The following is a 23,227-nucleotide window of genomic DNA, read 5'->3' as shown; positions in this document are numbered from 1 at the left end:
AATGCGTATTAGCGAAGGCAACTAAATTATGAGGCTTTTCTCGTTCGATTTCACCAAAAGGGTTGGTTGAAGATGGCGAATCTTCTCGTCAGCGTGCTCTTTTCATCTTACAACGGCGCCAGCCGTCGGCTGCGCCATACTTTGGACTCCCTGGTACGCCAGGAGCTTCCCCATGATCAGTGGGAACTGATTGCTGTCGACAACAACAGCAATGACGACACGTTTGATCTATTGAAATCCTACAGCGACAAGCTTCCCATCACCATCCTGCAGCAGCACAAGCCGGGGAAGTCCGGCGCGCTGAATATGGCCCTGGATCTCGTGAAGGGGGATCTCATCGTCTTTACGGATGACGATGTTCGTGCCGAACCGAACTGGCTGAAAGCGATCGTCGACTGCGCCGCAGCCCATCCAAGTTATGGCGTCTTCGGCGGCAGAATCGTCCCTGAATGGGAGAAAGAGCCAAAAGATCAGTTCATCCAGTGGATTCCGATGGGATCCACCTTTGCGATCGTCGATGAAACCCAAAGCGGACCGTGTGATCCGACAAAGGTCTGGGGGCCGAACACCATCGTCAGACGCGAACTGCTCGGAACAAGCGTGCGTTACCGCGAAGATATCGGGCCTCTTCCCGGGAAGATTTTTGCCATGGGTGAAGATGCGGAAATCATCATTCGCCTGGCGGCCAATGGCGCCAAATCTTATCGATGCGCCGAGGCCGTGGTCCATCACTGGATTCCGGCGTCGAGCGTAACGGAAGATTGGGTACAGAAAAGAGGCGAGCGGCTTGGCTACGGCATGCCGGCGCTCTTTCCCGACGAGGTGCCCGGGGGGGTGAGGTTAAGCGGGGTTCCGCTTCCGACCTGGATCGAAAGCGCGCAATGGGCTTTCCGAGCAGCAGTGCTTTATCTCCTGCCGCAATCGAAGAAGCGCTTCTGGGCAATCTGGAAATATTATTACATGCGCGGCTATCGCGCCGGAATTCGTCGATACGTGCCTGAGACGATGGCACAGTGATCGATTGCTCAGGAGGCAGTAGTCTGAAACTCTCGGTGCTCATCAGTAATTTTGTGGCAGTATTTGCATCCATGCATCGACAGCGTTCTGTCGCAGGCCCAAGTCATCGGTAACGCGTGAGCTGAGTCCGTACTGGGAGGCGATCAGACCGAAACGGGAGCCGGAGCAGTAAATGAGCAAAGTCAAGGTTACAATACTTTTCTCGACTTATAACGGAGAGAAGACTCTGCCAACGATGCTTGACGCACTCTGCGCCTCCACCCTGCCGAAAGAAGTATGGAAAATCGTTGCGGTCGACAACAACAGCAGCGACAACACTGCAGCAGTCCTGAATTCCTATAAGGAGCGGCTTCCGCTGGAAGTTTACTTTGAGCCAAAACAAGGCAAGCAGCATGCATTGACTTTGGGCTTCCGCCATCTGGAGGGCGAACTCGTCATATTAACCGATGACGACGTCATTCCCGCGCCGGATTGGATCGAGCAGTTTCTTGCCTTGGCAGATGAGCAGCCACAATTCGCCATATTCGGCGGCCTGATCACGCCCGAATGGGAGGAAAAGCCTGCACCGTGGTTGATGCAGTATGGGCATCTGGGAATTCTTTATGCGCTGAACGACGATCTTCCCGAGGGCCCGATTTCGGCGGCGTTGATATCAGGGCCAAATTCGGCCTTCCGCCGCTCGATTTTAGGGCCCGGCTATATCGTACACGACGGTCTCGGTCCGGATGCCACTGTCGCCCAGTTCCCGATGGGTGAGGATACCGCTTTCGCTCTGAGGTTGGAAAAGAATGGCGCCAGGGCTTTTCATTCGCGGCATCCCCGGGTTCGGCACATTGTAAGGCAGGGCTACCTGGATGAAGGCTGGGTTTTGCGGCGCGGCGAGCGCTATGGCATGGGTCTGGTGATCGTTCGACCGGACCTCTTCGAGAGCAAAACGAAAATCGCCGGTCTGCCAGTCGGCAGCGCCCTCAGATGGCTTCTGATGGCGCCGGCCAGCGTCGCCGTCAAGCGTTTCCCCTTAAGCGGCGTTCGCTTCAGATTGCTGTGGGCGCAGTCGGTGAGACAGGGCATCCTGCGCCAATTTCTCAAGCAGCGATCAGCGACGAATAAAACGATCTATTCTCAGGTTAGTACCAAATGATGATTGTATTAAACCGCGGCATCGGCTGGAAGTGCTCGAGCTACGGCGGCGGGGCACAGGATTTTCGCACTTCAGGAGGTGAGCGGATTTGATGACGGATCCAAGAATTAGTGTCATCTTTTCGTCCTTCAACGGCGCTAGTAGACGGCTTCAACAGATGCTGGATTCGATGCTGGACCAAAACCTTCCGGCTGAACAATGGGAACTGATTGCCGTCAACAACAACAGTGAAGACGAAACAGAGCAGCTTCTCGATCAGTATGCCAAGAAGCTTCCGATGATTGTTGTCAATCATGCCCGTCCAGGCAAATCAGGAGCTATGAACGCCGCCCTGGCAATCGCTCGAGGAGCGCTGATCGTTTTTACGGACGACGATATCGAGGCGGATGTGAACTGGTTGAGTTCGATTGCCGCATGTGCAGAGGCGAACCCGGATTATGGCGTTATCGGCGGTCGCATTCTCCCGAATTGGGAGCATTACCCCCATGGAGATCCGCTGCTGGACTGGATTCCCATGGGATCAACCTTCGCTATAGCCGACGAGGAATCCAGTGGCCCATGCGACCCGACAAAAATTTGGGGTCCGAACACGAGCGTGCGTCGTGAACTGCTTGGCGGCAATGTACGATTCCGTGAAGACATCGGTCCGCTTCCAGGAGGTCTTTTCGCAATGGGAGAGGATACCGAAATCGTCAGCCGCCTATCCCGAAGCGGCGTGAAAACATATCGATGCGCCGAGGCCATTGTTCATCATTGGATTCCAGCCTCCAGCGTGACGGAGGCCTGGGTACAGAAACGCGGGGAACGTCTGGGCTATGGAATGCCGGCGCTCTTTGCCGAGGATATTCCCAAAGGCGTAAGGATCGGGGGCGTGCCCGTGAGAACCTGGATAGAAAGCGCCAACTGGGCGGCTCGGGCAGCTCTTCTTTATCCTTTGCCGCGATCAAAGCAGCGTTTCTGGGCCATCTGGAAGTATTACTACATGCGTGGCTACCGCGCCGGACTTCGCCGATACGCACCGGCAGGAAATCATTCTGGTCGACTGGTGCAGGAGGTCGTGCGGTGAAATTATCGGTGCTCATCAACAATTTCAATTACGGCCAATATTTGCGCCCATGCATCGACAGCGTCCTGTCGCAGGCCTATGCCGATTTCGAAGTGATCGTCGTCGACGACGGCTCCACCGACGATTCCCGAGAGATCCTTGCCGCCTATGGCGAGCGGATCCTGCCCGTATTGAAGGAAAATGGCGGCCAAGCATCAAGCTTCAATGCAGGTTTTGCGGCCGCAAGCGGCGATATTCTATTTCTCCTCGATGCCGATGATGCGTTTCTGCCGGGCAAACTCGCGCGCGTCGCCGAGATCTACGACCGCAACGAGATCGACTGGTGCTTTGACCGCGTGACGACCCATGAAGGCGACCAGCCTCCAGCTCAGTTGCAGGTGACGCTGTTCGACAAGCGGGACACGTTGCGCAAGGGCGGCTTCCCCTCGCTTCCGGTGCCAACCTCCGGCTTGAGCTTCCGCCGCGAACTGCTGTCCCAGATCCTGCCGATGTCCGTCGCGAAAGACGTCGTCCTCAGCGACAATTACATCAAGTTCGCGGCCGCCTATCTCGGTCGCGGCGCCATCGTCGAGACGCCGCTGACTTTTCAGCGCATTCATGCCTCCAACCGCTATACGGGCACGAGCAGGGCAAAAACCCTTCGCCCGAGGATCATGATCGCGACAGGATTGGAACTGGCACGCCGCTATGATGGGCTGCATGCGCTCGGCAAGAGCCTTGTGGCCGGCGGCATTGCCGAAACGACATCGCTCTTGAAGCTGAGGAGCGAGGCTCGCAACACGGTGACGGGCGGTCCGTTTGGTGATGATGCCATTAACGAAGTGGCCTTGATGGCCGCGCGCAAGCGTTTGGGAAATATGCTGCGGAGAGGACAGTCATGAACCAGCAAGACACCTTTCCACCTTCATCGGTCAGATCTGATCGGCAAGACGCCTCGCCGTTGAACATCGCCGTCGGCGTTCTGACCTATCGGCGGCTGGACGGGATCGCCAAGCTGCTCGACGTGATGACACGCCAGACCAGGGATCCGGCCCGTCCCTACCATCTGACGATGGTGATCGTCGATAATGATGCCGCCGGCAGCGCAAGAGCCACCGTCGAGGGCTTTGGCCAGACGGGCGCCTATGATCTGATCTATGTCGTCGAGCCGAACCAGGGCATACCCTTTGCACGCAATCGCGCGCTCGATTCAGCCCCTGCCGGCACCGACCTCTTCTGCTTTCTCGATGATGACGAATGGCCCGTCGATGGCTGGCTCGATGCGATGCTGGAGACGCGGGAGAAAAACCGCGCCGATTGCGTCTACGGGCCGGTCCAGCCGGTCTATCCCGAAAACCCGCCGGAATATTTCATCAAGGCAAGGGTTTTCGAGCGCAAGAAAAACAAGGATGGTCAGCGCATTTCCTATGCGGCTTCGAACAACGTCATGTTCGATTATCCCCTCATCCGCTCGTGGAATCTGCGCTTCGAAGAGAAGATGCGCTTCACCGGGGGCACTGACTATCTCTTCTTCAACCAGGCGATTCGCCGTGGCATGCAGGTTTTCTGGGCTGACAAGGCGCTCGTCTATGATATCGTTCCCGCCAGCCGTATGACTTGGAAGTGGGTGTTGCAGCGGCAATACCGGCTCGGCAACACTTTCGCCGTCAGCGAGGTCCTGCACGGCAACCTCAAGCGCCGGCTCTATCGCGCAGCCTATGGCGCCACGAGAGTGATGCTTGGGCTGGCCATGCTGCCAGCGATCCTGATTTCACCCTATTGGGGCATGCGAGCACTCACCCATGTCCTGCGTGGCGCAGGCATGGTCAACGGGATCCTCGGACATGCATACCAGGAATACAAACCCAATGCCGCCCTCTGATATCATTTGCAGGAGCGCCCTCGCATGAGTTTTGGCCCAACCTATGTTCGAGACGGAGATATCGGCCTGCGGCCGTCCGTCCGTGCGCGGCCACGCCATGGCATCAAAAAGGAGACGCTCGTCCGCCTGCTCCTGACGGGCATTTTCTACGTCGCCCTGCTGCGGGCAACCGGCATGTGGTATGGTTATCCATCGAACTTCGATGACGGGGCAAGCGTTGATCCGCTGCCGCAGAAGCTGATGCTCTATTCGCTGATCCCGTTGATCGGCTTCTATGGCATCCTTGAGCCAAACCGCTTCCTCGCCTTTTTCCGCGGCATTCCGCTGCTCGTCGGTATCGTCATCTTTTCGATCGTGGTGTCGTTCTTCGGCTCGCTCGATTTCGGCGCATCTGTGCGCGGTGCCGCGGCCGTCGGTCTGCTCGCGCTTGGCCCCCTGCTCTTTCGACTGCGCTACGGCAACGAGGAAACCTTGCGTCTCCTCGCCAACTTTGCCATTTTCTCGGCCTTCGCAAACATCCTTTACACCGCTGCTTTCCCACGTTTCGGCATCATGGGCGGTTCGCTGGCGGGGGCGGTGAAGGGACTGTTTTATCACAAAAATACAATGGGGCAGTTCAGTGCGATCTGTTTTATCGTGCTGATTTCCCATCGGCTGCCCTCCCCCCGGCTTCGCTACAGCGGCTTGCTGAGAACCATCGCAATCGTGCTGACCCTCGTCCTTATCGTGGTCTCCTTGTCGTCGACCGCGGTCGTCATGGTGGCGATCGGTCTTGCAACGATCGTCGGCCTGAAGATGATGGAGAATATCAGGCACAGCATGGCCCGCGCTTTCATCGTCTTATTCCTCTGCCTCCTGATCGGCTTCGCCGGCTCGATCGCCTATCTCGGCGTCGCACAGGCCGTCGCCGAGGCGTTCGGAAAGGACCTGACCCTATCGGGCCGATCCGATATCTGGGAGCAGGTAATCCCACTGATCTATGATCGGCCGATCTTCGGCTATGGCTTCGCCACATTCCGACAGGCGGACATTGTCGAGGAATATGTCCGTCTGGGACACACCGTGCGCTCCCTGCACAACACATATCTCGAGATTTGCCTCAACATCGGTATTCCGGGCTTCCTTTGCTGGATCGCCTTCCTGCTGACGCGAATTTTCAAGAAGATAGCCGCAGTCTACAGGAGCCATCAGCTTCAGACCGTTCAAGCCAAAGAGGTTGCGCTGATCCTGCTCGTCATGATCGGCGCGATGACCGAAGCGGGAATGATGCTTGCACCGATCGGTCTGTGGCCGGTCCTCGTCTCTGTCTTACCGATGAGAACGGAACCTGTTGTCCCCCCGCCAAGTCGGCGGCGGCTTCTTTCAAAGGGACCGGGCGGGCGGCGCAGCCCCCGTCGTCCACAACCCGCTTTAGGAGAATAGGCAATGACCAGCGCCCCAATGGCCGTGCCCGAATCGAAAAGAGCCGCGGTCAGCGTTGAACGCGAAAAACTGCTGGATATCGAACGCGGCAAAGGCCTCGGCATCCTTCTGGTCGTCTACGGCCACCTTGTCATGCAAGGTACGCTTGGTGAGCAGGCATGGTACCAGGCGACGAAATCCGCGATCTACACCTTCCACATGCCGTTCTTCATGTATCTCAGTGGCTTCGTGTTCTTTTTCACAGGCGCGCATAATGCTCTTGATCGCAACTTCAGCCAGTTCTTCGCCAAGAGATTTGATCGGCTGCTGATCCCCTTTATCGTTATGTGCCTGATCAATGTCTTCGGCAAGCAGATCGCCGAGACGTTCGTTCACGTCGATGACGGCGTCAGCGGCTTTTGGCAGGGGCCATGGGCGGTGATTTCGAACAGCCCGAACAACCCGACCATTTCGATCTGGTATCTCCTCGTGCTTTTCGTCTATTCGGTGCTGACACCGATCCTGTGGCGGCTGAGCAGCCGGCAGATCGGCATTCTTTTCCTTTTCTCGCTGGCGATCTTTTTCATCCCCGCCTCGGAGAGGTTTTATGTCGCGCGAATTCTGAGCTATTTCGTATTCTTCGCCGCTGGAATGCTGAGCTGCAAATATTCCGAATACGCTCTCAACATATTCTCCAAATATATCATCCTCTGGCTAGTTGTTTTCGCAGCCGCACTTTATATCGGCCGGAGCTTCCCCTATTGGCTTCTTTTGTGCGGAGCGGCGTCAATTCCGTTTCTGCATGCTCTCGTCAAATTGCCGATTTTCGAAAACGACAAGATCCTCCTTTGGTTCGGTCAAAATTCGATGGTGATATACCTTTTCAATACGATCTTCATTGGAATAGCCAAGGGTATCTATGTGAAGATCCTGCCATATCACGGTCCGTGGTTTACTTTTATGGTCGTTATATTGATGCTGGCCGGGACGTTATTGCCGATTCTTGCCAAGTTGGCGCTTCAGGCAGTACCGATGGCGGGACCGATTTATAAGTATGTCAGGTGAAAGATTGTCCCGAACCAGGAGTTTTACACAATCCGCGCTTCGACGTGTTGGTTACTAATGTTAGAATTCCATTGAACTGCCGCGATACAGCCACGGTTTCAGTGGAACGGTCCAACCCTCCCGTCATCGGTCAAACATTGGAGATGCCTGTCTATGGCTGAGAAAAAACTGAAAGTTCTCGCTGCTTCGTCAGGAGGCGGTCACTGGGAACAGTTGATGTCCATGCGTAGCGCGTTCGAAGGCTGCGATATCATTTTTGCAACGACCATCCCGGGGCTTCTCTCCAAATACGAAATTCGAGACGGGCTGGTCCTTCCCGATTGCAGCCGTGACTCGATAACCATGTCGATCCGGTGCTTTTTCAGCGCCTTCGCCATTGTCATCAGGCACAGGCCCGACGTCATCATTTCCACGGGTGCCGCGCCCGGGCTCTTTTGTCTTCTAGCCGGCAAGATGACAGGCAAACGCACGATCTGGATCGACAGCGTTGCCAATGTCGAGAAACTATCCTTGTCGGGAAAATTGGCAGGCCATATCGCGACGCTCTGGCTCACGCAATGGAAACATCTTTCGCGGCCGGATGGCCCCCATTACGCAGGAGCTGTCCTTTGATCCTCGTCACCGTCGGAACGCAGCTGCCGTTTGATCGCCTCGTCAAGGCCGTCGACACCTTCGCCAAGGACCTGACCAGACCGGTTCTGGCGCAGATCGGCAAGGGCACCTACACACCACAGAACATGAAATGGATCAAGAATATCGAGCCTGCGGATTTCGACGGGATCTTTCGCGATGCGAGTGTCATCGTCTCCCACGCAGGAATCGGCACCGTCCTCACGGCCAAACGCTTCGGCAAACCGATCATTCTGGTCCCGCGCAAGGCAGCCCTTGGCGAGCACCGAAATGACCACCAGCTTGCCACCGTCAGCCAGCTCGTCGGCCGGCCCGGCATCTATGTCGCCCAGAGCGATGAGGAACTCAAAGATTATCTCCTCCAGGACCTGGACGGCCCCACTCATGAAGACGCGTCGGATACCAGCCGGACGTCACTGGTCAACTATTTGAAGGGTTATCTGGCGGCAGGTTGACCCCGCAGGTACGCGCAGGCCCTCGAGAAAGAGGAAATCATTCTCCGCAACCGGGGCCGGCTATGTGTCCGACGAGTTCGGGCACGATGATTTTCGAGGCGACTTCAGGCCGCGGATGCGCGCCGTCGGGAATTGCGGCAGCCAGCTCGTCCGGGGTGAGACGCTCCCAACCGGGCCTATGGTCGACAAACTCCAGGCCCCGTTTCTGTGCCTCCGCCTGATGAACCAAAATATAGCTGTCGACGAAAGGACGGATCAGCCCCCGCAATCCTGAAAACGGATTCATCGCCATGAGGATGATCCGCGCCCGCGGCAGCCGTTGATGAAGCCGATCGAGAATCTCGCCAATATTTTTTCGGCTTTGCGCCAGCGACACGAACCGATGCAATGTCGCGTCATTGGCGTAGAGTTCGATGAGAATGATATCCGGCTGCTCGGCAACGACGCGATCCAGCTGGGTCAAAGCCCATGTCGAGGTCTCGCCGCTCCTTGCAACGCTCTCGACGCTTACAGGTCTCTGCAGGCAGGCGGCAAGCCTTGTCTGAAGGCTGGGCTGCCATCCCCCGCGAGCTGTGAGGGACGTTCCGAAAGCCACGATTTTCACAGGCGGAAGGTTCTCGGCATCACTCTTCCCAGTCATTGAAACCAATATGAGGCTGGCCAGATACAGAACCAGACACCATGCCAGTCGCCTCTCGGTCGGCACCGCTCGCCAAAGCTGCAAACATATCATGACGAAACCATATCTCGGCGAGAGCTATACGTCACCCCGCCGCACATCCGTTTGGAATGGCCGTCAAAGTCCTTCGCGGAGCCGCGCCGCGGCAGGCTTGAGACTATCATGAAGATAGGTTCTCACGCCTGTTTCAGTACGCGACGCGAGCCTTGCCTCCAATCAGGGGCGGCACTGCGCTGACGTGCCGCGCCATGCAGCAACGGCGTCGGGAAGACGCCAATCATTCCTCACGAAATACGTGCTGCATCTGATCGGTCAGCGGCTTTGTGAGATAAGAGATGACGGTCCGGTCGGCGATCTTGATAAAGACTTCGGCCGGCATGCCGGGATAGAGTTTTATCGATTTCAGCTTCGCGATACTTTGCGCCTCCGGCTTGACGCGCAGCGGATAATAACTGAGCCCTGTCCGCTCATCCTTGACGATATCAGGCGCAATCGAGGTGATCACGGCCTGCACATCGGGCGTCGTGCGCTGATCAAAGGCGCTGAAACGTACATCGACGGATTGGCCGACATGGACCTGGTCGATATCGCGGGTGGCGACCTTCGCCTGGACTGTAAGATCGTCGTTTTCGGGAACAACGAGCATCAACGTCTGACCGGCTTCGATAACGCCATTGACGGTGTGAACCGCCAATTCGTGAACGCGGCCGCTCAGCGGTGCGGTAATGTCGAGACGGCGGAGTTGATCAAGCGCAGTGCCGCGGCGCTCTTCGTTTTCGGCGATCTGAGCTTCGACATCGGTCAGGTCCTTTGCGATCTCCGAACGACGATCCTCATCCAGCTGAATCGATTGTCGGTCGATTTCGATCGCCTTGCCCTCGGCCTCCGCCTTTGCAGCGATTTCCTGACCGCTGTTACCCTGAAGATCGGCGCGGGCGCGCTTGAGCGTATTCAAACGCTGAAGCGTGACCAGACCCTTCTTGTAGAGAACATCGACAGCTTCGAGTTCCTGTTCGATCAAGCCGAGGGAATCGGCGGTGGCATTGATCTGAACGACCAAGCCTTTGATCTGCTCGGCGAGTTGATCCTTGCGCGATGCCAGCTGGCTCTTCATCCCGATCAGCGCTGACCTGCGGCTGTCGAACAACTTCCGCTCGCCGTCGAGCAGCTGCTGTGCCGCGGTGCTGGACGTCAGATCGCTGAGGTTTTCTTCGACTTCGAACGATTCCGCGCCGATCCGCTCCGCCTTCAGCCGGGCACGGCGCGCATAGAGCTGAGCAAGCGTGCTCTCGACAATCGAGAGCTGTGCTCTTGTCGCCGTTCCATCAAGCCGTATCAAAACCTGCCCGGCCGACACATGGTCGTTTTCGGAGACCAGAAGTTCTGAGACAATGCCGCCCGTTAGATGCTGGACCTTCTTGACATCGCCATCGACGATGACAACGCCTTCGCCGATAACGGCGCTGGAAAGCTCCGTTGTCGCCGCCCAACCGCCGATGCCGCAAACCAGCGCAATGGCCAACGCCCCGACAACCGCCACATGGCGATTGAGGGAACGCTTCGATTCACTAATGACTTTACTCACGATCTACCTTCCGGACTATTCGGCTGCATTGCCGTCGACCACGACTTTGAGCTGAGCCACGCGCTCGGCAATCGGGGTGCGCGCCGCCTCCGGCCGGCTGACCCGTGCCAGCACCTCTTCCTTGGGACCGAAGGCGATCATTCTGCCCTCCTGCATCATCAGCACGAAGTCGCACACTGCCAGAACGCCGGATCGATGCGCGATGACGACGACAATGCCGCCACGTGCACGCACACTCATGATCGCAGCGCTCAGCGCCCGCTCGCCTTCCTCATCGAGATTGGAATTCGGTTCATCAAGCACGACAAGGAATGGTTCGCCATAAAGCGCTCGCGCAAGCGCGATACGCTGTCTCTGGCCCGCCGAAAGCGCAGCTCCACCTTCGCCGATTTCCGTCTCGTACCCGTTCGGCAAACGCAGAATGAGGTCGTGAACACGCGCCGCCCTCGCCGCGGCAACCACGGCCTCCGGCGACATCTCTTTCGCGAAGCGGCAGATATTCTGCGCGACAGTTCCCGAGAAAAGCTCCACATCCTGCGGGAGATAACCGATATGCCGGCCCAGTGCGTCGCCGTCCCACTGATCGAGCGCAGCGCCATCCAGGCGGATGGATCCTCTGACCGTTGGCCAAATGCCCATCATCGCCCGCGCCAACGACGACTTACCCGAGGCGCTGTAGCCGATGACCCCGAGCGCGCTCCCTGCCCTCAGGCCGAAGCTGATATCGGAGATAACCAGCCGCTGGCCAGCCGGAGGCCCACTCGCGACGCCTTCGACCGTGACTTGCTTGGAAGGTGCGGCAAGCGCAAGCGGGGCCGGGATCTCGGGAATTGTTTTCAGGAGGTTCGAAAGCCGGGCCCAGCTCTGCTGGGCGGAAACGAAACCGCGCCAATTCCCGATCGCCGCCTCCACAGGTGCCAGAGCGCGGGACGTCAGGATGGAACCGGCAATGATGATACCCGAAGAGGCCTGTCCTTGAATGACGAGGATCGCGCCGGTCGCCAGCGTTCCCGATTGCAGAGCGATACGGAAAATTTTGGAAATGGTCGCGTATCCGTTGCCGACATCCGATGCCTGCCGGGTGATGTTCCGGTATTCCGCATTCTTGCGGTCCCAGGTTTCAGCCATGGTACCTGCCATGCCCATGGCATGAATGACCTCGGAGTTGCGAATCGAGCTCTGCGCAAAGGCGTTGCGCATGTTGGCCGCTTCCGACTGCCGCTTGGAGAGCGTACGCGTGCCATGGTTGGTCAGGAACGTCAGGATAGCGAGAACCAGCGCTCCGCCGATCGCGATATATCCGATCGCCGGATGGAACAGGAAACAGATTACGATATAGAAAGGAAGCCAGGGCAGATCGAACATCGCCGTCGGGCCCATGCCGGACAAGAAGGTCCTTATCTGGTCGAAGTCACGCAGGGGCTGAAGCCCGTCGCCGCCGATCTTGACCTTCAACGGCGCTTTGACAAGCGCCCGAAACACCCGACCGTTCATCATTTCGTCGAGCGCACCGGCAACACGAACGAGCATTCTGCTCCTGAGAACTTCGAACGCGCCCTGAAAAGCGTAAAGAATTAATGCAAGTATTGCCAGGGCGGCGAGCGTCGGTATGCTTTTGCTTGGAATGACGCGGTCATATACTTCAAGCATAAAAAATGAACTTGTAAGATAGAGGATATTGACAAGCGCGCTTGCTATGCCAATGAAGATCAGCCCCCCTTTGCATTTCCGCAAGGCCTTGGACGGTTCATTGACGTCAGCTGCTGAACTTTGAAACACGTAACAATCCCTCTTCTACCGCATCGCGCACCCACGAACACGCGGACACACACTGCAGTTGCGAGCCTATAAAGCCCGAACATTGACATGGCTGCCTACGGATCCCCGGCACCGGTGCCGACGCTCCGCTTGCAGGCCCATAACTTAGCCCATAAATCCCACTGAAAAGTGACCGAAAATACAAATTTACCACGAACAATTTCAGAGGATCTAACTTTAACGCTACGATAATTATACCGGCCGAAGCAAGTGAAAATCGCAAAACGCCCAATAACGGCGCAAAGCGGCAAACGTGTGGCACGCTTAGCTCCGGCGTTTACTGGAATGTTAACTTTAAATACAATTTATAGTTCACATATTTCGGGCCAGCGGAACATTTTTTCACCGGGAATGGCGTGATTTGCAACGTCACCGGTAGCGAGAACCTTGGCCTACCTTGAAAATTGAAGCACTTCCGCGGCCAGCGGAAATGCTTCAGGTTCAGTTTAAGCCAGCAGCATTTGCGAGGCGTGGCTGCTGAGGAATGCGTCGACGTTAATGGAGACGCTCAAGCTGTCGGCATCGATATGGGAAGCGCCATCAGAAATTTTGTATTGGAAGAATTCGCTCACCTTTCCACTCAATCCGGCGAGCTTGGTTGCATCGACGGTATAGCTGTAATCGCCATCGCTTTCGACGTGGATGACGCCGTATTTCCCGGTTAGCGTCAGGCCATGCTTGTCCACCGCGCTGTCGCCGAAGCGGCGAAGCAGCACCGTTCCGTTGCTCGCATGGTCGTTTTCAAGAAGATTTCCGTGATAGGCACTGCCGGTATCGGCTGAAATTTTCAAGCTGTCGTGGACAGCAACAATTTTCGGAACGGCGACGGCAGGTACGGTCACAACCGGCGTTTCAACACTGGGCCCCGGAGCGCCAACCAGAGGCGGCGTCGGCACGTCTATATTCTCGGGGACTGGTGTGGCAGGCGTCTGGCCGTTGCTCGACGACGTATCGCCGCTTGCGCCCCCAGCTGCGCCATCAAGCTCTGCTTGTGCTTGTTCGAGCGTCTTGTTTACACCGATGGAGAATGTGTTCTGAGCGGCAATCGTCGCGGGCATGGTCAGAATCGATATATCGCTGTCGATAACATTATTGTAGAACGACCCCGACGCCGGCTTGTCGACTTTCAAGGCGGACGAGGACAGTTCGTCGAAGACGTTGTCGTGGACAGCGATATTCTCGCGAATGTAGCTAGGGTTGCCGACGGCGCTGACCAAAACGCCATAGACCCCGTCATGCAGGTAGTTTCCGCTGATGTCGTAGTTCTTCGCATCGCCCTGGTCGCCGAGACCGATACCGTAAGACCAGCTATAGCCGCCATATCCCGAGATGTCATTGTCGTGGATGGCGATATTCGTACCTCCCTGAGCGCTCAGCCCAAAACCGCCCCCGACTAGAGTATTGCCCTCGACCACGGCATTGGTCGCCCGGATCAGCACCAGGACACCCTTGGCGCTATTCGTCGCTGTCTGCTCGAGGTGATTGTCCGCGATCAATATATTGCTGCTGTCGTTGAGTTGGATCGCATCTGCTGCGCTACCCAGGCTATTGGTGACGGTATTGTTGATGAGAGTGACGCCATTCACTTTATCCATCCATATTCCGTCGGAACGCACACCGGTCAGCGTGCTGTTCTCGATGGTGATGTTCTGACTGCTCTGGAAGCTGACCGAGCCGGGTTTGCCGGACAGACCTGTATTCGATACTTCGACGTTGCGCACGGTCCAGTTCGAGACGTTGCCAGCGTAGATCGCGTTAGCGCCTGTGTCGGCGATCTTGATATTCTCGATGACGATATTCGAAGCCTTGGAACCGTGGATCCCGTCATTGCTGCTGCGAATGACCGGCGCATCACCGATGCCATAGCTGCCGATGGTGATGGGGGCGCTGACACTGCCGGAATATTTCAGATCGAACTGCTCATTGAATACGCTTCCGGCAGCAAGCAGCACGCTATCACCCGGGTTTAGTCTCAAGGTTTCAACGGCAGACAAGGTCGCGAAGGCCGAACTCTCACTGGTTCCGTTATTGTTGTTGGATCCTGTCACCGAATTCACGTAATAGACGGTCATGCCGCGATCTCCCAAATGTAATGGAAAATCTTTAGCCGCCGATCTCTCTCTGCCTGCTGAAATGAAACACTAAAATGCGCGATATCAGGCGATAATTCTTGTATTCGCAGCGATAATAACTTGATTCCGCCGCATATTGCGGCACCGCAAGGGTGCCGGACGTCGCCGGCAAACAGTCATTTGCCACTATTCGGGCAGGACAGAGTTCGTCGCGAGCTGCACGACCGTGCAACATTCCCAGTTATACCTGATAGAAGTATAATGGAAGACAATATTTCTGCAGTTTCGCGCCTGAGCCTTCAGACAATCGTCAGAACTCGCAAGTTCACGTCAATCATTATAAATGATTATAGCTGAACTCTATTCCGACTCGTCCCGGTGTTCGCATTCCGATAATTGCTTCATGATAAAGAATCTTTCAGCGAGGAGACAAGCTGGCGGATTTTGAAACAATTCTCCATTCACTTATTGTTAAAGCAATAATATCGAAATCTTTCATGATCTTATGCACAGTAAGCGTGTATCAATACTAAAAAATGCAGCCGTGAATATTCGATTCTTGTTAACTATGCGCTTGACTCGATGTATTAAGATATCCTTAATCGGGCAGCTCGCTGAAGGTCAAAAATGACCAGCGAAGATTAATTTCAAGGAGAGACAATAATGGCTATTCACGCAACCGACGATACTGCAACATTTCTGGAAACCGACGTTATTTCCGGAAACCTGCTTACCAACGACACATCCGACGGTAACCTTTTCCTGCGCTTCTTCGACCAACAGAGCGTCGGCGCCAAGCAGCCCGGCCAAGTTACCGAAATCCAGGGCGACTACGGCACCTTCTACGTCAAGGCCGATGGCAGCTACACCTATGTGCTGAGCGATGCCGCCAAGATCGGCTTCACCAACGGCGAGCTGCTCCAGGAGAAGGTTTCCTACAAAATCTCCGATGGTGCCGGCAACACTGACTTCGGCCTGTTCACCCTGAATATTCAGGGCGTCAGCCAGGTCAATCCGGTCGCTGTCGATGATCATTACAGCTTCAGCGAAGGTGACGCTATCGGGGGCAACGTTCTGGATAACGACATTCCCGGCGACAATGGTCACCTTTTCCTCCGCCAGTTCGACGGCTCGAACGTCAATGCAAGCAGCGGCGCTGTAACCGAGGTTCTCGGTACCTATGGCACGTTCCATGTCCAGGCGAACGGCGAATTCACCTACGAGCTGACGCAGGATATCGCTCCGGGCGCTCAGGTGACGGAAACCATCGAGTACTACAAGATCTCCGATGGTGAAGGCCACACGGATGTAGGCATTCTGACGCTCAACATTACCGGTACCGACGTCGTTTCCGGCGGCGTAGACGTCTGATCATCAAAGTCCGATCAAGAAGCAACGCCCGCGACACATGCTGCGGGCGTTGCCGTTTCTGGCAAGGACTCTGCGGGCACTTTGGCCGCATTGATGATTGAATGATCCGGTGCCGCGTGGTCAGCTTGTCCGCCCTTAATCCGGTACGCAGCTCTCTTTGAAGCCCCGCTGACGCGCGGGAGTTCCCTGCGCTCTTGAATTTCGCGGACAACAAGGTCGAACATTCTTAGCTCGCCGGAAATCGAAATACTGCGAACGGCTGTAATCACCCGCTGCAGCGCTGCCGAAGCCGCGCCGTGGCGCCTTCCCCGACACTTGCCCAGACCCGATCGAGGACTGGGCGCAGCTGCGGACTCACCGCTTTTATGGTGGCATTGACCCTGCAGCGGTCGCCGCGTTTCAGCATTGTCGTAAGATCGCTGTCGACTGCGCTGCTCGCCGCCGAAAGCGTTGCATGGGTGAAATCGTTCCAGAAATAAAATCGGGTCAGGATGATCGACTCGTCGTAGGGCGCGAGAGCGACCGAACGTTTCATCATGCCTGCGACCTGAAGCGGCTCCTCCGCAATTGCCGACTGAACGGCGGCGAGACGAAGCCAGAAATTGCTGTTTGTAGGCATGCACGAGAGCGCGTGCTGGAGATACCGGCGGGCATCCGACGCCGCGGCAACCCAGGCATCGTAGTTGATATTGACGTTCTGTCGATCGAGCTGCGCCAGAACAAGCGTAACACCGGCGGCGACAATGTCGGATCGGCAATAGCGTCCGTCAACCACCTCAATCGTGCGAGCCGCATATCTCGCTGCGACGTCGTTCGGGACAGTTTGGCCGCGCTCCATCCTTTCGGCGACAATAGAAATGCTGGCCGTCCTTATCGAAGCATAGAGCTCTCGGCCGGCCAGCATCGTAAAGATTACAGCGACGATAAGGAAAGTGATCCTCGTGGGCGAAACATACCGAGCGCCAAGCATCAGCTTTCAGTATAATATCGCGAATACCGCTTGTAATAATATTCGCTGGAACCGAACGTCCGGTAAAGCTTCATCTGCGCCGGATCGACCTTGGTCAATATGGCACCAACGCACTTGGAATACAGATCCGGCTCAGACAACAGTGTTGACTGCACCACCTTCCGCGAAGTCTTGCCCCACTCGATCACGAACACGACGGCGTCGAGCTTCGGATTAATGGCGCGCGCATCCACCACCGGAGCCAGAGGAGGCAAGTCAACGATAATGTAATCGAAACTTTGACGCGCGATTTCCAGAAGCTGATCCATACCGCGCGATGCGAGCAGCTCCGACGAATGCGGAACGCGATATCGTGCCACGGTTGGCAAGAATGCCAGCTTGGTCCTGGGGTCGAGGAGAATGAGATCCTTCAGCGGACGATTGTCGACAATCGCTTCAAGCAAGCCGGCTTCCGCGTGACGGCCGATGGCGCGCGTCGCTCCTGGATTCCGCATATCGCCGTCGATGAGCAGGCACCGTGCACCTTGCATGGCCAGAAGCTTGGCAAAGTTGATGGCTGTCGTCGACTTACCTTCACCAGGCAAGCTCGACACCATACCGATGACCTTGCAGCGCTGATCGGACGCACTGATATCGATCGCAATTTTCGCGCTACGCAGCGTCTCGGCGAATGCCGACAGCGGATGCTCCTCGACATAAGTCGTTGTCTTTCCGCCCCTGGCGATGCTTCGCGGGTTCCCTGGATCGACAAGCGTCGGATCCTCGACATTGTTCTCAATCAGCGGCATGACGCCAAGAGATTCGACATCGAGCATATCCCTGACATCGTCACCAGTGCGGAAGAAGCGATCGCGGAATTCACGGAAAGCTCCAATGCCGCTACCGAACGCGCACCCCAGGAACATGGCGAAAGCGATAACGAGGCTTCTTTTTGGAGCGCTCGGCTTCGTCGGCGTCTCCGCGGTCGTGATGATACGTGCGGCAGTTATCGGGAAGCTCTGCTGCTGGATCGCTTCTTGATAGCGCGCCAGGAAGCTCTGATAGAGATTCTTGTAGGTATCCCGTGTCCGCTCAAGTTCGCGGAGCTGTCCCTGCGTCTCGCCCGCCGTTGCGGCCACACCCGTTGCCTTATCAACGCTGTCGCGCAGCGATTTTTCGCGGGATTGCGCAACTGTTAGCTCGCTCTGATAGCTTTCGGCGATGCGATTAAGTTCATCGAACATGAGCCTTTCGTATTCGGCCATTTCCGCACGAAGCCGAACTGCCTGAACGTGGTCCGGGCCAAGCCGCGCTTCGATTTCGGCCTCGAGCTTCGAAGCTTCCAGATATTTCTTGCGAAGATCGTTTGAAATCGAGCTGTCGAGTACATCGGTCACGATCGCATCGGTCTGTCTGGCGTCGATAATCGATTTGATGCGGGTATATTTCGCCTCGGCCTGCGCCGTTTCGGCCTGAGCCTTGATTAACTGGGTGTTCAGCTCGGAAAGCTGCTGCTCACTAAGCAAGGTGCCCGACCCTGCCTCGACAAGGCCATGCTCGCTGCGGAATTTCTGCACTGCGAGATCGGTATCCAAGGCCTGTTGCCGCAGCTCTTCGATACGCTCCTGCAGCCACTCGCCGGCGCGGCGTGTCGCCTCATACTTCGAATTCAGTTTATCAACCAGATAAACATCGGCAATAGCGGCGGCGATTACACGCGCCAGGTCGGGCGACTGCGAGGTATAAGTGACGTCGAGAACGTAGGATTTGCCGACACGCTCGACATCGATGTTGCCGGCGACGGTTTCCGCGGCCCATCGCCGCTTCATTTCCGGATCTGGAGCAACTGCCACGTCATCGGCGAACCAGGAGCGAAAATTCAGCAGAGATTTCAGCGTTGCCACAGAAAAGAGTGAGTTTTTCTGTGCCGTGAACACCGGATCGTCCACAAGTTTCAACTTGTCGACGACCGCATAGGCGATCGTATCGGACTTCAGCAGCTCGACCTGACTGAGGACCGTGCCTTCGTCATCGTCTAGCTGGCCGAACGCCGCGAGCTGGTTAATCATCTGATTGTCGCTGCGGTCGATCAGCACTTTGGTCTCCGCTGTATAGACCGGTACCGCAGTCAGGACATAAACGACACCAAGAATGGCAAAGACGAAAGCGCATACCGCAACGATCCGCCACTGCCGACGGACAATTGCGATAAGCTTGTCGAAATCGATGAAATCAGCTTCGTTTCCCGTATCGCGGGAAGGGTCGATACGCGGCGTAAGTTTATCTGGCGACAGCAATTTCGATCTCCAACAAAGGCGTCAAGCGCTAAGATCTACAGGCAATTCCAGCTATTGTGTGACGGGGACGCTCTGACTCGTCGACTCCGTCGTATCAGATGACGACTGTCCCGCTCCTCCCGTGCTGATGACTATCGTCGTCGAACTCCTGGACGAGCTGTCCTCCTCCTCGCTCGCATCCGAAACTCTCAGCGTGCCCGCAGTCGTGGCGCTGCCATCAAACGGCGTACCGTCATCCGACCCCGGGCCTGTCGGCCCGATTGAGCCAGTATTGCCGATACCAGATGCCGCGGCAGGCGCACCTGTGCTGGGGCCAAGCGCGGCGGTCCCGCCTTCTGCGAGAACTTTTGCGAAGGCTGTCAGCAGCGGCGCAAGGTTGGGATCGGCGCTGGCCGCTTCGGCAACCGCTTTTTCGATCGCCAGTTTGAACTGCGGATCCGACACCTGGCAACTGTTTGCGGCTCGCCCAAGACCCGATCCGATCGCGGCCATCTGCGCGGCACTGGCGCTCTTAGCCTGGTCGATCACCGGCAACAGGGCATCGTTGCTGCTCGCCACCAGCGCTCGAACGCGCGATGACAAAACCAGCGGATCGGACATGTCGAGCAAGGCGGCGGGATTGGCGGTAAATCCGCTGACGTCAATGGTTGTGAGATTTGCAGCCCCCAGGCAAGCAGCCGCGAAAGCGCTCGAAGCCATGCCGACAAACATTGCCGCGGCAATTCCGCCATATGCAAGTTTACGATGAACATTAAACCTTGCCATAAGTGGCTTCCTTCATCAAATCCACTATCGAAAAACAGGCCCCGGCACCGATCGCTTATGAGCGGCACCGGCTATTCCCCATTAACGCCCGAGCTCTCGCACCGCACTGCGTGTATCGCGTGCGTCGTCCGTCACGCCGGCCACAGTGGACGATACCGAGTTTACGATGTCAAGGAACTTGACCAATTCAATAGAGTCCGAATTGGAAATATAGATAATATCCTTGTCTTCCATCTTGAATTGCTGAGCAGCAAACAGGGTTGCCGGGTCACGAAGATTGGCGCGGACAATCACAGGAACCGTATCGCCAGCGAACCTCGTCGTATCCACATGCATTGCCGCAACCGTCTTCTTCGGGACAAGACGGTAGAGCAGGACCTGAGACGGATCCGCCCGATCGTCACGCAGGCCGCCGGCCTTGGCGATCGCCTCCCCGAGGCTCAGGTCCGACTCTTCGAAATCAAACCGGCCGCTGACGCCAGCTGCGCCGAGCGCGAGAAAGGTGCGGCGCTCATGATCGACGGAGATCGTATCATCCGGCGCGACATAGATATTCTCAGCGGGGTTCTTCAGCAGCGTATTATAAGCGACGGTTGCCGTCCTGCCGCGGCGCTGCAGCGTCACATTCGTTTCGATGTTATTGGTCGTCAAACCACCCGCGGCGGAAATGACGTCGAGAATGCGCTCACCGGCCGGGCTGACCTGAACGCGCTGAGGATTGTTGACGTCCCCAAGCACGGCTACCTGACTCGAGCGGTTGGTGGTCGTTGTGATCACCACCTGAGGCTCGATTGCGCGGCTGGCCAGACGGTCCTCCACATCCTGCTCAACGGTCTCCTTCAGGCGACCGGCAGCCGGAACGCGACCCGCGTAGGGGATCGTGATCGTTCCGTTTCTGTCGATGGTCTGCGCCGGCAGAGAGATATAATTGCCAGGTCGGCTACCGGCGTCGGAGGGAATGAAGAGGCCGCCGGACTGCGCTTCAAAGATCGCAACCTCGACGACATCGCCATAACCAAGCGGAATTTCAGGCGCACCGCCGCGACCACCACCAAAACCCTTGAAGGAGGTGGGCTGCGGAGATGAGAAATAGGGCAGGACGTTCTTGCTGAGATCAATCAGGGCGTAGTCGATACCGACGCGACGCTCCTTCGTTGTTACCTTCACCGCCGCCCCTCGATCAACATCTTTGTGATCTGGGCCGGACCTTGGCAAGGACGTGCAGCTTGCCAATATACTCGTTAGCGCTACAACAATGGCGACGCGTGTACTACCAACAGGAAAACAACCCATAGAATAACCCGTGTTGACGCCCTTGAAGCTACTGCTCCGCAATCGGACAAATTACAAGACAATCCCTGATCATTAATTACCAAAAGCCGTTTATCATTCTCTAACTGTGGCAGCTTGGCAACGCCAAGCCCTTCAACAAACGAACGGCCTCGGCCCGGCTCTCTGACGCCGGCAATAATCTAAAGGCTGCGTCCGCTATAAAATCTCTTGCATTTAAGAGTCAACCCGCAGCCCTCAATCTGTCGGCATTTTCGGAAAACCTTCATAATTCCATTTATTTAAACTATTATGCGCTGGTCGGTCACCCATATTGGCGTTCATTTTTGCCATGACTGCGGCCGAGGCTGATCGCCACGACGGCGCTCAGAAAGGCGGAGAAAAATACCGCGAAGCCAGGGATTTGAAGCGAAAAGTCGACCGCCGCATGAAGGGCGACCAGGACCGTTCCCGCTATGCCGAGTAGAACATAGTACCTGAGGCGCCGCCTCTCGGAGAGCCCACGCCAGAAAACCCTCGCAAGCACCGCGAAAGTAACGAGCGTCGCAACCGGAAACGTTACCCCCAGCCCCAGAAATCCTTCGAGATAGAAATTATGTGCGCGGTCAAAAATCCCGAAGATGCCGCAGGCTGGATCGCGGTAGGCCGAAAACACCGTGCGAAAGGTTCCCAGGCCAGTTCCCGTTAACCAGTGATCCGAAATGGCACGCCATATGCCCGGCAGAATACAGAAACGATCGTCATCCTCGAGCCGCCGCTCCTGTGCACGCAAAATCGCTCGTCCTGCAAACATGCTTAGCAAAAGAACGATGAAGATGACCGCGGAAAGAAGCTTCAACACCGAGCGCCATCTCGGCACCGGTGTTATGTATCGCCTTGAGCTGTTCCAATTGATGACAAGCCATGGAAAATAGATGAGAGCAGCAACAAAAGTCGCGAATATGCCGGCGCGTGATCGGCTCAGCATCAAGGCGGTGAAACATGCGCACAGGAGCAGAATGCAGATCCATGTTCTCAAGAGCAGAAGGTTTCGGCCGGGCTCGCCAGGCGGGTGGGCTGAATAGGAACGGGCGATGTCCCTCACCAGCGTCAGCATGAGCAACGTTCCTAGTCCGAGGAAGGTCGCAGCGGTATTGCGGTTGACGAAGACGGCGGTCAGGCTGTCGAGATAGGCGTGTTTTTCGACGACGATCAGGACGTCGGGAAACATGGAGAATTGCAGCAGGCCGAAAACGGCGACGCCCCCTGCAGCAAGTCCCAGACCGGTAAGCAATTTCCGTGCGCGTTGATCGGTATCGCACAAGATCAGGCCGGTCAGAAACGTCACGAAAGGAAGAGCCACCCAGAGGATCGAGGCAAGCGTATCGGCCGGCTCGACGGAGATCACTGCATGTTGGACGCCCGCCAGATCGCGCGCAGCGCGCCAAGCGGGGTTCGCCAGCCAGTTGGCCGGCAATTCGATTGTCTGGATAAACGTCCAGCTCGTCAGCACGACGAGTAAAGACAAGGCGATGTTGAACACCCACCTCCCGTGTTTTGGCAGCGCGAACAGCAATCCCGCAAGGATGGCGAGAGCAAACATTCCGATTGCGGCGAAAGCGAAGGGAAAGGGCGTGACGCTCCCAAAAGGAACGAGTGTCAATATAACCAGGCCGATAAAGGCAACGAGAATCGCCTCCCGCAAGACCTGCCTGTTGATGAGGTTGGATAGCATTTGACTTCGCTTACCAGCAGCGGCACCGAGGGGATTACAACCGTTACGGTT

Annotated in this window: 19 protein-coding genes; 10 read left to right on the top strand and 9 right to left on the bottom strand. The window is 56.5% G+C overall.

From position 1 onward, the window contains the following. Positions 1–72 precede the first annotated feature (72 nt). From FFR93_RS08430 to FFR93_RS08390, 9 genes are all read left to right on the top strand, one after another. Complete coding sequence (locus FFR93_RS08430; RefSeq protein WP_064705913.1) at positions 73–1,017, top strand: glycosyltransferase family A protein; 945 nt, start codon at positions 73–75, stop codon at positions 1,015–1,017. Positions 1,018–1,189: 172 nt separating this feature from the next. Continuing rightward, complete coding sequence (locus FFR93_RS08425; protein ID WP_138392901.1) at positions 1,190–2,158, top strand: glycosyltransferase; 969 nt, start codon at positions 1,190–1,192, stop codon at positions 2,156–2,158. Between the two features lie 91 nt (positions 2,159–2,249). Next, positions 2,250–3,224, top strand: coding sequence for a glycosyltransferase family 2 protein (locus FFR93_RS08420; RefSeq protein ID WP_138392900.1), 975 nt, complete (start codon positions 2,250–2,252; stop codon positions 3,222–3,224). Beyond that, positions 3,221–4,105: a glycosyltransferase family 2 protein gene (locus tag FFR93_RS08415; protein WP_138392899.1), complete on the top strand. Its 885-nt coding sequence runs from the start codon at positions 3,221–3,223 to the stop codon at positions 4,103–4,105. The genes FFR93_RS08420 and FFR93_RS08415 overlap by 4 nt, the downstream gene beginning before the upstream one ends. Beyond that, positions 4,102–5,085 carry a glycosyltransferase family A protein gene (locus FFR93_RS08410; protein ID WP_138392898.1) on the top strand — a complete coding sequence of 328 codons (984 nt, stop codon included), beginning with the start codon at positions 4,102–4,104 and terminating at the stop codon, positions 5,083–5,085. Before FFR93_RS08415 ends, FFR93_RS08410 begins: the two co-directional genes overlap by 4 nt. A gap of 24 nt (positions 5,086–5,109) precedes the next feature. Next, positions 5,110–6,507, top strand: a complete 1,398-nt coding sequence (locus FFR93_RS08405) for an O-antigen ligase family protein (protein ID WP_138392897.1) — start codon at positions 5,110–5,112, stop codon at positions 6,505–6,507. Positions 6,508–6,510: 3 nt separating this feature from the next. Beyond that, entirely contained in the window at positions 6,511–7,551 is a 1,041-nt protein-coding gene (locus FFR93_RS08400; protein WP_138392896.1) for an acyltransferase, read from the top strand. Between the two features lie 153 nt (positions 7,552–7,704). Then, entirely contained in the window at positions 7,705–8,163 is a 459-nt protein-coding gene (locus tag FFR93_RS08395; RefSeq protein ID WP_064705920.1) for a glucuronosyltransferase, read from the top strand. Further along, positions 8,160–8,636: a glycosyltransferase gene (locus tag FFR93_RS08390; RefSeq protein WP_064705921.1), complete on the top strand. Its 477-nt coding sequence runs from the start codon at positions 8,160–8,162 to the stop codon at positions 8,634–8,636. The genes FFR93_RS08395 and FFR93_RS08390 overlap by 4 nt, the downstream gene beginning before the upstream one ends. Positions 8,637–8,673: 37 nt before the next feature. Here FFR93_RS08390 and FFR93_RS08385 read toward each other — a convergent pair whose 3' ends face one another. The 4 genes from FFR93_RS08385 to FFR93_RS08370 form a co-directional block, all read right to left on the bottom strand. Then, the gene (locus FFR93_RS08385; RefSeq protein WP_138392895.1) at positions 8,674–9,369 is read right to left on the bottom strand and encodes an SGNH/GDSL hydrolase family protein; all 696 of its coding nucleotides are present in this window, start codon (positions 9,367–9,369) and stop codon (positions 8,674–8,676) included. Between the two features lie 223 nt (positions 9,370–9,592). Next, positions 9,593–10,900: an HlyD family type I secretion periplasmic adaptor subunit gene (locus tag FFR93_RS08380; RefSeq protein WP_138392894.1), complete on the bottom strand. Its 1,308-nt coding sequence runs from the start codon at positions 10,898–10,900 to the stop codon at positions 9,593–9,595. 15 nt (positions 10,901–10,915) lie between these two features. Further along, the gene (locus FFR93_RS08375; protein WP_138392893.1) at positions 10,916–12,679 is read right to left on the bottom strand and encodes a type I secretion system permease/ATPase; all 1,764 of its coding nucleotides are present in this window, start codon (positions 12,677–12,679) and stop codon (positions 10,916–10,918) included. 485 nt (positions 12,680–13,164) lie between these two features. Further along, positions 13,165–14,790: a right-handed parallel beta-helix repeat-containing protein gene (locus FFR93_RS08370; protein WP_138392892.1), complete on the bottom strand. Its 1,626-nt coding sequence runs from the start codon at positions 14,788–14,790 to the stop codon at positions 13,165–13,167. Positions 14,791–15,453: 663 nt separating this feature from the next. On the opposite strand from FFR93_RS08370, the gene FFR93_RS08365 reads away from it, so the two are divergent. After that, the gene (locus FFR93_RS08365) at positions 15,454–16,161 is read left to right on the top strand and encodes an Ig-like domain-containing protein (protein WP_064705926.1); all 708 of its coding nucleotides are present in this window, start codon (positions 15,454–15,456) and stop codon (positions 16,159–16,161) included. Positions 16,162–16,426: 265 nt separating this feature from the next. Here the strand turns inward: FFR93_RS08365 and FFR93_RS08360 are convergent, their stop codons facing one another. The 5 genes from FFR93_RS08360 to FFR93_RS08340 form a co-directional block, all read right to left on the bottom strand. Beyond that, the gene (locus FFR93_RS08360) at positions 16,427–17,131 is read right to left on the bottom strand and encodes a hypothetical protein (RefSeq protein WP_064705927.1); all 705 of its coding nucleotides are present in this window, start codon (positions 17,129–17,131) and stop codon (positions 16,427–16,429) included. Next, positions 17,131–19,407, bottom strand: coding sequence for a polysaccharide biosynthesis tyrosine autokinase (locus FFR93_RS08355; RefSeq protein ID WP_138392891.1), 2,277 nt, complete (start codon positions 19,405–19,407; stop codon positions 17,131–17,133). The genes FFR93_RS08360 and FFR93_RS08355 overlap by 1 nt, the downstream gene beginning before the upstream one ends. A 51-nt stretch (positions 19,408–19,458) precedes the next feature. Continuing rightward, positions 19,459–20,172 (bottom strand): sugar transporter, encoded by a 714-nt coding sequence (locus tag FFR93_RS08350; protein ID WP_138392890.1) that lies wholly within the window; start codon positions 20,170–20,172, stop codon positions 19,459–19,461. A gap of 81 nt (positions 20,173–20,253) precedes the next feature. Then, positions 20,254–21,465 (bottom strand): polysaccharide biosynthesis/export family protein, encoded by a 1,212-nt coding sequence (locus FFR93_RS08345; RefSeq protein ID WP_064705930.1) that lies wholly within the window; start codon positions 21,463–21,465, stop codon positions 20,254–20,256. Positions 21,466–21,766: 301 nt separating this feature from the next. After that, positions 21,767–23,176, bottom strand: a complete 1,410-nt coding sequence (locus FFR93_RS08340) for an O-antigen ligase family protein (protein WP_138392889.1) — start codon at positions 23,174–23,176, stop codon at positions 21,767–21,769. Positions 23,177–23,227: the final 51 nt, after the last annotated feature.

This window comes from Rhizobium sp. MHM7A (assembly GCF_005862215.1).
GTDB lineage: Bacteria > Pseudomonadota > Alphaproteobacteria > Rhizobiales > Rhizobiaceae > Rhizobium > Rhizobium bangladeshense.
Note: the sequence above shows the minus strand (reverse complement) of the source record. Positions and strands in the feature narration are given on the sequence as shown.